The organism is Ruegeria sp. L11 (assembly GCF_056531755.1).
This window is the reverse complement of sequence record NZ_JBQFMI010000002.1, coordinates 211,344-223,159: the sequence shown is the minus strand read 5'-3', so window position 1 is coordinate 223,159 and position 11,816 is coordinate 211,344. Positions and strand designations below refer to the sequence as shown.

10 protein-coding genes are annotated in these 11,816 nt (G+C 57.7%); 7 read left to right on the top strand and 3 right to left on the bottom strand.

What is annotated here, in order from left to right; genetic code table 11:
- The first annotated feature begins 40 nt into the window (after positions 1–40).
- From ACR0CE_RS06005 to ACR0CE_RS05990, 4 genes are all read left to right on the top strand, one after another.
- A complete protein-coding gene (locus ACR0CE_RS06005) occupies positions 41–1,078 on the top strand; it encodes a TRAP transporter substrate-binding protein (RefSeq protein ID WP_209504652.1) in 1,038 nt (345 codons plus the stop codon).
- A 57-nt stretch (positions 1,079–1,135) separates the two neighbouring features.
- Positions 1,136–2,497: a glutamine synthetase family protein gene (locus ACR0CE_RS06000; protein WP_267364712.1), complete on the top strand. Its 1,362-nt coding sequence runs from the start codon at positions 1,136–1,138 to the stop codon at positions 2,495–2,497.
- Between the two features lie 94 nt (positions 2,498–2,591).
- Positions 2,592–3,974, top strand: a complete 1,383-nt coding sequence (locus tag ACR0CE_RS05995; protein WP_480831446.1) for an aldehyde dehydrogenase family protein — start codon at positions 2,592–2,594, stop codon at positions 3,972–3,974.
- 67 nt (positions 3,975–4,041) lie between these two features.
- Positions 4,042–5,187: an iron-containing alcohol dehydrogenase gene (locus tag ACR0CE_RS05990; protein WP_480773132.1), complete on the top strand. Its 1,146-nt coding sequence runs from the start codon at positions 4,042–4,044 to the stop codon at positions 5,185–5,187.
- Between the two features lie 62 nt (positions 5,188–5,249).
- Here the strand turns inward: ACR0CE_RS05990 and ACR0CE_RS05985 are convergent, their stop codons facing one another.
- Both ACR0CE_RS05985 and ACR0CE_RS05980 read right to left on the bottom strand, forming a co-directional pair.
- Positions 5,250–6,482: an HlyD family secretion protein gene (locus tag ACR0CE_RS05985; protein ID WP_480506169.1), complete on the bottom strand. Its 1,233-nt coding sequence runs from the start codon at positions 6,480–6,482 to the stop codon at positions 5,250–5,252.
- The gene (locus tag ACR0CE_RS05980; RefSeq protein ID WP_267364708.1) at positions 6,479–6,907 is read right to left on the bottom strand and encodes a hypothetical protein; all 429 of its coding nucleotides are present in this window, start codon (positions 6,905–6,907) and stop codon (positions 6,479–6,481) included. The genes ACR0CE_RS05985 and ACR0CE_RS05980 overlap by 4 nt, the downstream gene beginning before the upstream one ends.
- A gap of 162 nt (positions 6,908–7,069) precedes the next feature.
- Here ACR0CE_RS05980 and ACR0CE_RS05975 point away from each other — a divergent pair, with 162 nt between their 5' ends.
- The 3 genes from ACR0CE_RS05975 (at position 7,070) to ACR0CE_RS05965 (ending at position 9,198) form a co-directional block, all read left to right on the top strand.
- Positions 7,070–8,143: an NAD(P)/FAD-dependent oxidoreductase gene (locus ACR0CE_RS05975; RefSeq protein WP_480831444.1), complete on the top strand. Its 1,074-nt coding sequence runs from the start codon at positions 7,070–7,072 to the stop codon at positions 8,141–8,143.
- Entirely contained in the window at positions 8,140–8,793 is a 654-nt protein-coding gene (locus tag ACR0CE_RS05970; protein WP_480831442.1) for a DUF938 domain-containing protein, read from the top strand. The genes ACR0CE_RS05975 and ACR0CE_RS05970 overlap by 4 nt, the downstream gene beginning before the upstream one ends.
- A 69-nt stretch (positions 8,794–8,862) precedes the next feature.
- Positions 8,863–9,198 (top strand): carboxymuconolactone decarboxylase family protein, encoded by a 336-nt coding sequence (locus ACR0CE_RS05965; protein ID WP_209504659.1) that lies wholly within the window; start codon positions 8,863–8,865, stop codon positions 9,196–9,198.
- A gap of 41 nt (positions 9,199–9,239) precedes the next feature.
- Here the strand turns inward: ACR0CE_RS05965 and ACR0CE_RS05960 are convergent, their stop codons facing one another.
- A complete protein-coding gene (locus ACR0CE_RS05960) occupies positions 9,240–11,747 on the bottom strand; it encodes a GcvT family protein (RefSeq protein ID WP_480831441.1) in 2,508 nt (835 codons plus the stop codon).
- Between the last annotated feature and the right edge of the window lie 69 nt (positions 11,748–11,816).

Below are 11,816 nucleotides of genomic sequence, written 5' to 3'. Positions count from 1 at the left end.
AGGGGCGAAGTTCAGCAAGACTAAACAGAGGAGAAAGACAATGACTACAAGACGCAGATTTCTAAGTTCCGCCGGTCTGGCGGGGGCCGCCACATTGGCCTCTCCTGCGATCGTCAAAGCGCAATCCGCCATCAAGTGGCGGTTCCAGACCTATGCCGGTGGCGCATTGGGCGAACATGTGACCAAGCCAGCCATCGATTACATCAACGCCAATGCCAATGGCGAACTTGAGATCGAACTGTTCTATGCGGACCAAATCGTTCCGACAGGTGAACTGTTCCAGGCCCTGCAACGCGGCACGATTGACGGTGTGCATTCAGACGACGATTCCATGGCTTCGCCTACTCCGCTGCGTCAATTCGGTGGTTATTTCCCCTTCGCGACCAAGCATATTCTGGATGTTCCGGTGCTGTTCAACCAGTATGGTCTGGCTGATATCTGGCGCTCGGAATATGAGAAGGTTGGTGTGACGTGGCTGTCGGCAGCGGGTCAGGACCCCTGCAACTTCAACACCAAAAAGGAAATCAAAAGCCTTGGCGACCTGGATGGGCTGAAGCTCTATACCTTCCCGACGGCCGGGCGTTTTCTGGCCAAGTTTGGTGTTGTACCAGTCAATATTCCCTACGAAGACGCGGAAGTGGCCGTGCAAACCGGTGAGTTGGACGGAATGGCCTGGTCGGGCATCACTGAAGATTACACTGTTGGCTGGGCCAATGTGACCGACTATTTCCTGACCAACAACATCTCAGGCGCGTGGATCGGGTCCTGGTTTGCAAACCAGGAACGCTGGGCCGAGCTGCCCGACCACCTGAAATCGGTTGTGATGGCAGGTGTCGAAGCAGGCCACACCTATCGTAACCAGTGGTATTGGGGCGGCGAAGCGGCCTTGCGCGCGAATGGTGACAAACTGCAGCTGCGACAGGTTCCGGCGGCAGAATGGAAAGAAGTGGAAAATGCCGCTATCGAATTCTGGGACGAGGTCGCACAGGAGGGCGAAATTCACCAGAAGATCGTTGGCATCTTCCGTGAGTACAACTCGGTCATCAACCAGGCCGGCGCTCCTTACACATTCGATTGATATCAAAACAGGGGCGCTGTCATGCGGCGCCCCTACTCAACGCATGAGGTTTGTTTCATGACCGCAACTCTGACTTTCGAAACCCTGAAATCGCTTGTCGCAGACGGCGCGATCGACACAGTATTGGTTTGCATGGTTGACATGCAGGGTCGGTTGATGGGCAAGCGTTTTCATGCAGGTCATTTTGTGGCTGGCGCGTGGGAAGAGACCCATTGCTGTAATTACCTGCTGGCCACGGATCTCGAGATGGCGACGCCGGATGGGTATGCCTCGACCAGTTGGGAGCGGGGTTATGGCGACTATGTGATGAAGCCAGACCTGAGCACATTGCGCCCGGTGCCCTGGCTGGAGGGCACCGCGATGGTGATGTGCGATATGCTGGATCACCACACCCATGAGGAAGTGCCACATGCGCCGCGCTCGATCCTGAAAAAGCAGGTGAACCGCCTGAAGGCGATGGGGTATGAGGCGATGTGCGCCACCGAGCTGGAATTCTTCCTGTTCGCGAAAAGCTTTGATGCGATCCGCAAGGAAGGGTTCCGCGATCTGGAGCCGATCTCGGGGTATAACGAAGATTATCACATTCTGCAGACCACCAAGGAAGAGCATGTGATGCGTCCGATCCGGAACCACCTGTGGGATGCGGGTATTCCGGTCGAGAACACCAAAGGTGAAGCCGAGGCCGGACAGGAAGAACTGAATATCAAATACGCGCCTGCGATGGACACGGCAGAGTATCACTCGATCGCCAAGAACGCGGTGAAAGAGATCGCCTGGCAGCAGGGTCATGCGGCGACCTTCCTGCCGAAATGGCATCATGAAAGGGTTGGCAGCTCGTCGCACGTGCATCAGTCGCTTTGGGCGGATGGCAAACCTGCCTTCTATGATGCCGGGGATGAACTGGGCATGTCGGCGCTGATGAAAAGCTATATGGCCGGCCTGCTGAAATACGCCGCTGATTACACGTATTTCATGGCGCCGTACATCAACAGCTACAAGCGGTTCATGAAGGGCACCTTTGCGCCGACGCGGATCATCTGGTCGGTAGACAACCGTACGGCAGGGTACCGCCTGTGCGGGGATGGCACCAAGGCGATACGGGTCGAGTGCCGTATTCCGGGATCGGACATGAACCCTTATCTGGCGATTGCAGGGATGCTGGCGGCCGGGATCGCGGGGATCGAAGAAGGGCTGGAGTTGCAGCCGCCGACCAAAGGCGATGTCTATCAGGGAGAGACGGGAAAGATCCCGGGTACTTTGAAGGATGCACGCAACGCTTTGCACGGATCACAGATGCTGCGCGCGGCCATGGGCGATGACGTTGTCGATCACTATACCCGCGCGGCTGAGGTCGAAATCGAGGAATTCGAACGCGTGGTAACCGATTGGGAAATTGCCCGCGGGTTTGAGCGGGCTTGAGATGGAGGAAGCGAGGGGCCGGCCCCTCGCGCACCCCGGGATATTTATGGCCAGATGAAGCAGGGATCCTGCTCTCTTTAGAGATGGAGTGACTATGGGGCAGATGTTGCAATGTGTCTCGCCGATCGATGGATCGGTATTTGCCGAACGAGAAGTACTGTCTCGGGATGCAGCGTTTGAGATTGCTGACCGTGCGCGGGCGGCGCAGGCCGGATGGGCAGCGCGACCGTTGCAGGAGCGGATTGATCTGGTGATGGCGGGCGTCGCGGCCGTCGGCGCAATGAATGATGAGATTGTTCCGGAACTGGCCCATATGATGGGCCGCCCGGTGCGCTATGGCGGCGAGTTTGGGGGATTCAACGAACGCGCCAGCCATATGGCAAAGATCGCCGAGACGTCACTGGCAGATATTGCCGTGGGCGAGGATGAAACCTTCAAACGCTATATCAAGCGCATTCCGCATGGGGTGGTCTTTGTAGTTGCGCCCTGGAACTACCCCTACATGACGGCGATCAACACGGTGGCCCCCGCTTTGATCGCGGGCAACACCGTTGTTCTGAAGCACGCGACCCAGACCTTGTTGGTTGGTGAGCGGATGGCGCAGGCGTTCCATTCGGCGGGTGTGCCTGAAGACGTGTTCCAGAACGTGTTCCTCAGCCACGACGTGACCAATGATCTGATCGCGGGCAACGCGTTCGACTTTGTGAACTTCACCGGTTCGGTTGGTGGTGGTCAGGCCATGGAGCGTGCGGCGGCGGGGACTTTTACAGGCGTCGGCACAGAATTGGGCGGCAAGGATCCGGGTTATGTCATGGACGACGCCGATCTGGACGCGGCGGTTGACACGCTGATCGACGGCGCAATGTTCAATTCGGGCCAATGCTGCTGTGGGATCGAGCGGATTTACGTTCACGAAAGCCTTTATGACGACTTTGTCGCCAAGGCCGTAGAAATCGTGAAAGGCTACAAGCTGGGCAATCCGCTGGACACCGAAACCACGATAGGCCCAATGGCAAATGTCCGTTTCGCTGACGAGGTGCGCGCACAAATTGCCGAAGCGGTTGAGGACGGCGCGGTCGCGCATATCGACCCCTTCCCCGAGGATGATGGCGGCGCGTATCTGACGCCGCAGATCCTGACCAATGTCACCCATGATATGCGGGTGATGCGGGACGAAAGCTTTGGCCCAGTTGTGGGCATCATGAAAGTGTCCTCGGATGCCGAGGCCATCGCGCTGATGAATGACAGCGAATTTGGCCTGACTGCCAGCCTTTGGACCCGCGATGTGGATCGCGCGGCGCGTGTGGGCGACCAGATCGAGACCGGCACCGTCTTCATGAACCGGGCCGACTATCTGGATCCTGGGCTGTGCTGGACCGGTTGCAAGAATACCGGACGCGGCGGTGGTCTTTCGGTCATCGGCTATCACAATCTCACCCGTCCAAAATCCTACCACCTGAAGAAGGTCACGGGCTAAGGACGACGGCCTGCTCGGGTCTGACCCCCTCGCCCGAGCAGGTCTCAAATCACAAAGGAAACCTGACATGTCACTTGTTGGAAACTGGTCCTATCCGACCGCAATCAAATTTGGTGCCGGGCGCATCAAGGAAATGCCCGCAGCCTGTGCCGCAGCCGGGATGAAGAAACCCCTGCTGGTCACGGACAAAGGGTTGGCCGATCTGCCGATCACATCGGCGACGCTGGATATCATGGAGGCGGCCGGTCTGGGCCGCGGTGTATTCAGTGATGTGGACCCAAACCCAAATGAGAAAAACCTCGACGCGGGCGTTGCGGCATACAAGGCCGGTGGGCACGATGGTGTGATTGCCTTTGGCGGCGGCTCGGGGCTGGATCTGGGCAAGATGGTCGCCTTCATGTGCGGCCAGACGCGCCCGGTATGGGACTTTGAGGATATCGGTGACTGGTGGACCCGCGCCGACGCGGATGCAATCGCGCCGATCATTGCGGTTCCAACGACTGCGGGGACCGGGTCCGAGGTTGGTCGTGCCAGTGTCATCACCAATTCCGAGACCCACGCCAAGAAGATCATCTTCCACCCCAAGGTCCTGCCAACGGTGGTGATCTGCGATCCTGAACTGACGGTTGGGATGCCCAAATTCATCACCGCAGGCACCGGCCTGGACGCCTTCGCGCATTGTGTCGAAGCCTATTCGAGCCCGCATTATCACCCGATGAGCCAGGGCATCGCACTGGAAGGCATGCGTTTGGTGAAAGACTATCTTCCGCGCGCCTACGCAGATGGCAGCGACATTGAGGCCCGCGCCCAGATGATGAGCGCGGCGGCCATGGGCGCGACCGCGTTCCAGAAGGGACTGGGTGCGATCCACGCCATGAGCCACCCGGTTGGCGCGCACTTTAACACCCATCACGGCACCACAAACGCGGTCTGTATGCCTGCCGTGCTGGACTTTAACGCCCCCGCCATCGCCGACCGGTTCCAGAACGCTGCCGCCTATCTGGGCATCAACGGAGGGTTCGATGGCTTCCGCGCCTTTGTGCAGGAATTCAACGACAGCCTTGGTATCCCGCGAAAGCTGGCAGACCTCGGCGTGACCGAAACCTCAGTCCCAACCCTCGTCGAAGGCGCAATCATCGACCCTTCATGCGGCGGGAACCCGATTGAGTTGACCAAAGAAAACCTGACACAGCTGTTCAAAGCAGCACTGTAAAAAAACAAGCGCCCGGCAAGGAACCTGCCGGGCGCTTTAAGAACTGTTCTACTGGTGCCGGATCAATGCCCGGTCAGTACCAGAGTGTTGACCGGCATCAGGATCAGGCGCAAACGCAAACCTGCCGCATGGACCACGCCAATTGTGTCAACCACATGCAGGAAAGCAGCTTGCCAAAAGCCCAAATCCTCGTGTTCCAGACGGTCATGGTTGTCGGTGTAGACATTGGCCAGACAGTTGCTGCCTGGAGGAATGTCATCGGCCATACCTTTATACAGCGGCTCCATAAAGACCAGAATTGATCCGGGATTAGTATTGTTCTGTACATCCCGCAATTCATCTGATGGACGGATCTGGCCGGACGGTATGACATCCTGCACCTCGACCACCACAGTGGGGATAACGGTGAAAGGCTTGGTCATGCAGCCCAACTCACCGATCATACCTGGCTTGATCACCTGAGCAGACAGTTGGTTGAAAGCCGCCTGAAAACGGTCATGTCCGGTATGCGATGGAACGAGGATGCCAGCAGGGCGCAACAAGGGGCTCACGTAATCACCGACTTGCAGGCTAAACTGCTCGACCCGTCCGGTAACACCGGCGACAATCAGTGTTTTGTCCAACTCGGTCTGCGCGGCGTCCAGCTGTGCAATGGCACTGGCCAGTTGCGCGGGGATCAGCTCCTCGATCTGCTGTTCAACTGCCGCACGTCTGGATTCGGCCGCAACAACCTGCGCCTCACGCTCGGCAACAAGGTTTTCCAACCGCTCAATCTCGGTCAGTCGGACAGCGCTTGAACCTTGGTCGCGCAGGGTCGTATTTCTTTCAAGATCGTCCAAGGACTGCGCCAAAGCCGCCTTGGCACCGGCAATACCGGCATCAGCCTCGGCCAGATCAGTTTCAGCCACGCGCAGCGAGGCCTGAACCTGTGCAATCTGTGCATTTGCCGCCTGAACCTGCGCTGCCTGGCTGAAATCTTCGATCCTGAAAATCGGCTGACCAGCGGTTACCAACTCGTTATTCTTGACGAATATTTCCGAAACGCGCCCGCCAAGTTGCGGCAGGATCGTCACGGTTCGAAAATAGGACGCTGCGGTTTTACTGGCTGGGTGAAAATAGAACAGCGTGGTGATTACCGTCAGCGCCAGAATGGCACAGGTCGTAAGGCCCCAGCGCAATTCGTACCACATGGTGAAAAGGGTGATCTCGTGACCGATACGTTTGCCCTGAACAAACCGGCGGAACAGATAATCGGGCAGCACCGTGATCAGGGCGCAAAGCAGGGTTTCAATCATGTGTTTTGCTCCTGCACGTCGGTGACTTCTGAAACGCCAGGGGTTGGCACAGGTGCCTCGGGCACCGGTTCCGGAGCACTTGCACCTCCAAGAGAACGAATGGCATCGGCGATGTTTCTAAGCGGGGAGGCGAAATCCGGAAACTGGAATCCTGCGACCAGTACGGCGGCAATCCAGAAAATCCCGTTATGTGTAAACAGGGCCAGCAGTGCCAGAATGCCCACCAACTGAAATTGCGGATGGTTGTTCTCGTGCGCCATTTTTTCCGGAACCGAATGAAGCGTCAGGTACCCAACACCGATCAGCACCACGAGAATGACAAAGAAGACGACCATAGCCGAAAAAAGGTAATCGCTTCCGTCAGCTGCGACGACGTATCGGGGAATGTGCCCAGTGGCCATTGGATGAAGATCTGCTGCGGTCACCTTGCCCTCCTGTTCGTTTTGATACTTCTTTGAACGGGTTGAAGCCCAAATTCAAGGCTGCATATATTTTGGAGATTCTTCGAAATGCCAAATGCTTGACCCAGAGAGCTAAATGAAACCCAGAAAACTTGTGGCGAACCTGCTGCGGAAGGAACACAAATAATGATCGATTTCCTCGTCATCGGGGGCGGAATTGCCGGGTTGAGTGCGGGCGCGCGCTTGTCGGAACATGGAACCGTGATGGTTTTGGAGGCCGAAGACGCCTTGGGGTATCACGCGTCGGGTCGCTCGGCAGCCCTGTTTGAGCAAAGCTATGGTCCGCCATCCGTGGTGGCGCTGAACACGGCTGGGGCCGCGTTCCTGCACACACAGAACGGTGGGTACCTGACACGGCGCGGACTGATGTTGATCGGTTCGTTTGACCAAAGCGAGGTTTTCGAAGCCGACCGCAAGGATCTGAACATGGAAAGAATTCCCATCGATCAGGCGGTTTCGAGCGTTCCGATCCTGAACCCGGCCAAGGTGGGTTTCGCGGCAATCAGTGAAGCCGCATTTGACATCGATACTGATCGTCTGTTGCAGGATTTCGCGCGGACCATTCGCAAGAACGGTGGAACCGTTGCAACAAAAAGCAAAGTAACCGGCATTCGAAAAGAGCGGCATTGGCTGGTCGAGGCCGGGCAGATCTTCGAAGCCCGCAACCTGGTGAATGCGGCCGGTGCATGGGTGGACGAAATCGCCATGCTTGCCGGGGTACCACCTATCGGCATCTCTCCTCGCCGCCGATCAATGGCGCGGCTGCCCGCCCCCGGAGGCCATGATGTATCCGGATGGCCCATGATGCTGGGCACAGGCGAAACATGGTACGCCAAACCGGACGCGGGCAAGCTGCTTGTTTCGCCTGCCGAAGCCGACCCCGTACCACCTCAGGACGCCTATGTCGACGACATGGTGCTGGCCGAAGGTCTGGCGCGCTATGAAGAATTGATGACCGAGGCAGTAACACGAGTCGAAACGAACTGGGCAGGTTTGCGCAGTTTCGCACCGGACGGAACCTTGGTGCTTGGGCCCGACCCGATTGACCCGTCGTTTATCTGGTCTGCGGGTCAAGGCGGGTATGGTTTCCAAACAGCACCAGCAGCTTCGCAGTTGTTGTGTGATCTGGTCGTTGGAAACGCGCCGGTGCTGGATCCTGACAGTGTCAAATCGCTGACCACAAACAGGTTGAACAGATGATCAAACGCTATCTACCGCCCTCTGCGAGTGTCGCCAACGTGGGGGAGGATGGTAAACTTGTTGCCCCGGCAGCAACGCGGAACTCCGATGCGCTTTGTGCGGTGCTACAAGACTGGGCACCGCGCCGCGGGCACGCATTGGAGATTGCAAGCGGAACCGGTCAGCATGTCTGTGCGTTTGCTGATTTGCTGCCCGATCTGACGTGGCATCCCACCGAACCTGACCCTGAACGCCGCAATAGCATCGACGCCTATGCCAGCGCCTTACCCAACGTGGCAAGCGCCGAACATCTGGACGCAACGAATTCGGGCTGGCATGCGCGCTTCCCATCGCAGGACCTGATCGTCTTGATCAACCTGATACATTTGATCAGTTGGCAGGATACCAGAACCATTTTCGCCGAAATCGCTCAGTCCCTGACTGAAAACGGGAGGTTCGTTTTTTACGGCCCATTCAAACGCTCGGGCCAATTGACAAGCGACGGGGACAAAAGGTTTCACGAGGCTCTGATCGGACAAGATCCCGACATTGGCTACAAGAACGACAAAGATATGCTTGGCCTGTTCCAGCAGGTAGGGTTGCGCGTGCTGAAAACCATCGACATGCCCGCAAACAACCTTGCATTTGTTTCCGAGCGCCCTGCCAACTGATCGAGATCAAGGTCAACTTACCACTGCCCGCACATATTCCCGTTATCTTATATGAAAAAGGCACTCAAAATGGCTTGGCAAGAAAAGCTCTCGGCAACTCGTACAAGTTTGCGCAATCTCAACGGGGCCATTCCCGACACGTCGCGCGCATTCGGCGCACTTGGGAAGGCTGTGAAGGAAGGCGGAACGCTCGACTATAAAACAAAGGAATTTATAGCGTTGGGCATGTCGGTGTCGCTCCGCTGCGAGCCCTGCATTACCCTGCACACCGACGCGTTGGTCAAAGCAGGCGCAACGCGTGAAGAGGTGTCCGACGTTTTGGGTATGGCCATTCAGATGGGTGGTGGACCAGCCATGATGTATGCTGCCAAGGCGTTGGAATGTTTCGACGAACTATCCGCGTAACCAACAGAAAAGGCCCCGGAAATTCCGGGGCCTTAGATTGATCAACCGTCCTTGCGGATGGTTTCGTTTTTCGGATCATAGGGGCTGTCGCATGTCACGACAGCATCCCACAGCTTGTCCTGCATCTTGACCTTCAGCTTGGTGCCTTCGACTGCCAGATCAGGCTTCACATAGCCCATCCCGATCGACTTCTCGAACGCGACCGAATAGCCGCCCGAGGTCAGACGGCCTACACGCTCGCCTTCTGGCGTGTACAGCGCCTCGCGGCCCCACGGGTCAGCATCGGCTGGACCGTCGATCAACAAGGTGCAGCACTTGGCGCGCACACCGGTCTCCTCCAGCTTGGCCTTGCCGTGGAAGTCCTTGGACAGGTCGACAAAGCGCGGCAGGTCGGCTTCCAACGGGGTCGCATCGCGGCCCAGTTCGGTGCCAAAGGCGCGGTAAGATTTCTCCTGACGCAGCCAGTTCTGGGCACGGGCACCAACCAGCTTCATGCCGTGCTTCTCACCGGCCTTTTCCAGCAAATCGAACAGGTAGTTCTGCATCTCGATCGGATGGTGCAGTTCCCAGCCCAGCTCACCGGTATAGGCCACGCGGATCGCGTTGACCGGGCACATGCCCAGCTCGATCTGACGGGCCGACAGCCACGGGAAGCGTTTGTTGGACAGCGCGGTTTCCGGGTCGGCGTCCTTGATGACTTCTTTCAGAACATCACGCGACTTGGGTCCGGCGATAGCGAAGACGCCCCATTGCGTGGTCACGTCCTGGATTTCGATGTAACCGAACTCCCCCATCTTGTCCTCGGCTGCTTTACGCAGGTAGTCGGCGTCGTACTCAGTCCATGCACCGGCAGAGACGATGTAGTAGTTGTTCTCGCCATTGCGGACGATGGTGTATTCGGTGCGGGTGGTGCCATTCGAGGTCAGCGCGTAGGTCAGGTTGATACGACCGACCTTGGGCAGCTTGTTGCAGGTGAACCAATCCAGGAACTGCGTGGCACCGGGGCCTTTGACGACATGCTTGGTGAAGGCCGACGCGTCGATCAGACCAACACCTTCGCGGATCGCCTTGGCTTCTTCGACAGCATATTGCCACCAGCCGCCACGGCGGAACGAGCGTGCTTCCTTGTCGAAATTCTCGGGCGCGTCCAGCGGGCCGAAATAGTTCGGGCGTTCCCAGCCATTGACCCAGCCGAATTGAGCACCGCGGGCTTTCTGGCGATCATAGGCCGGAACGGTCCGTAGCGGACGGCAGGCTTCACGCTCTTCATCCGGGTGGTGCAGGATGTAGACATGCTCGTAGCATTCTTCATTCTTGCGTGCCGCGAACTCGGTGGTCATCCAGTTGCTGCTGTAACGCTTAGGGTCCAGCGATGCCATGTCGATCTCGGCTTCGCCATCGACCATCATCTGTGCCAGATAATAGCCGGTGCCGCCCGCAGCGGTGATGCCAAAGCTGAAACCCTCAGCCAGCCACATGTTGCGCAAACCCGGGGCCGGACCAACCAGCGGGTTGCCATCCGGTGTATAGCAGATCGGGCCGTTGAAATCGTCCTTCAGGCCGGATTCGGCACAGGACGGCACGCGCTCGGCCATTGCCATGTACTGCTCGGCGATCCGGTCCAGATCCAGCGGGAACAGGTCGGCGCGGAAGCTGTCCGGAACGCCGAATTCGAACTGCGCAGGGGCGCCGTGTTCGTAGATACCAAGAATCCAGCCACCGCGTTCTTCACGTGCATAGGATTCGTTGTCGGCATCGCGGACAACGGGGTGCTCTGGGTTGCCTGCTTCGCGCCATTTGACCAACTCGGGGTCTTTGTCCATGACGATAAAGGTGTGTTCGACCGGGATTGCAGGCATTTTGATGCCCAGCATCTTGGCAGTGCGCTGCGCGTGGTTGCCCGACGCGGTCACAACATGTTCGGCGGTGATTACGACCTGTTCGTCGGAAGGCACCAGGTTGCCTCCCTTTTCGACCATCTTGGTGCAAGTCACTTCCCAGTGCGTGCCGTTCCAGAGGAACGCGTCAGCCTGCATCTTGCGCACGATTTCGACGCCACGCTGACGGGCCCCCTTGGCCATCGCTTGGGTCACGTCGGCAGGGTTAATATAACCGTCCTCGGTGTGATAGATCGCGCCCTTCAGATCCGATGTCTCGATCAGCGGCCAGCGTTCTTTGATCTGGTCTGGGGTCAGCCACTCGTATTTCACATCACAGGTCTCGGCGGTCGAGGCATAGAGCATGTATTCGTCCATACGCTCTTGCGTCTGTGCCATGCGCAGGTTGCCCACAACCGCGAAGCCTGCATTCAGGCCGGTTTCTTCCTCAAGCGTCTTGTAGAAATCCACCGAATACTTGTGGATATGGGTCGTCGCATAGGACATGTTGAACAGCGGCAACAGGCCCGCGGCGTGCCAGGTGGACCCGGACGTCAGTTCGTCCCGTTCGATCAACATCACATCGTCCCAGCCTGCTTTGGCCAGGTGATAGGCAATCGAGGTCCCGACGGCGCCGCCGCCTACGACCAATGCTTTGACTTGGGTTTTCATAACCGGGCGTCTCCCCTTGAAATCAGTTGACACCATATGGCGCACTTAAGGGGGAAAGCGCGACATTCA

What these genes read in the sequence shown, in the direction of transcription:
- ACR0CE_RS06005 (WP_209504652.1), top strand. Translation starts at nt 41, where the DNA reads ATGACTACAAGACGCAGATTTCTAAGTTCCGCCGGTCTGGCGGGGGCC.
- ACR0CE_RS06000 (WP_267364712.1), top strand. Translation starts at nt 1,136, where the DNA reads ATGACCGCAACTCTGACTTTCGAAACCCTGAAATCGCTTGTCGCAGAC.
- ACR0CE_RS05995 (WP_480831446.1), top strand. Translation starts at nt 2,592, where the DNA reads ATGGGGCAGATGTTGCAATGTGTCTCGCCGATCGATGGATCGGTATTT.
- ACR0CE_RS05990 (WP_480773132.1), top strand. Translation starts at nt 4,042, where the DNA reads ATGTCACTTGTTGGAAACTGGTCCTATCCGACCGCAATCAAATTTGGT.
- ACR0CE_RS05985 (WP_480506169.1), bottom strand. Translation starts at nt 6,482, where the DNA reads ATGATTGAAACCCTGCTTTGCGCCCTGATCACGGTGCTGCCCGATTAT.
- ACR0CE_RS05975 (WP_480831444.1), top strand. Translation starts at nt 7,070, where the DNA reads ATGATCGATTTCCTCGTCATCGGGGGCGGAATTGCCGGGTTGAGTGCG.
- ACR0CE_RS05970 (WP_480831442.1), top strand. Translation starts at nt 8,140, where the DNA reads ATGATCAAACGCTATCTACCGCCCTCTGCGAGTGTCGCCAACGTGGGG.
- ACR0CE_RS05965 (WP_209504659.1), top strand. Translation starts at nt 8,863, where the DNA reads ATGGCTTGGCAAGAAAAGCTCTCGGCAACTCGTACAAGTTTGCGCAAT.
- ACR0CE_RS05960 (WP_480831441.1), bottom strand. Translation starts at nt 11,747, where the DNA reads ATGAAAACCCAAGTCAAAGCATTGGTCGTAGGCGGCGGCGCCGTCGGG.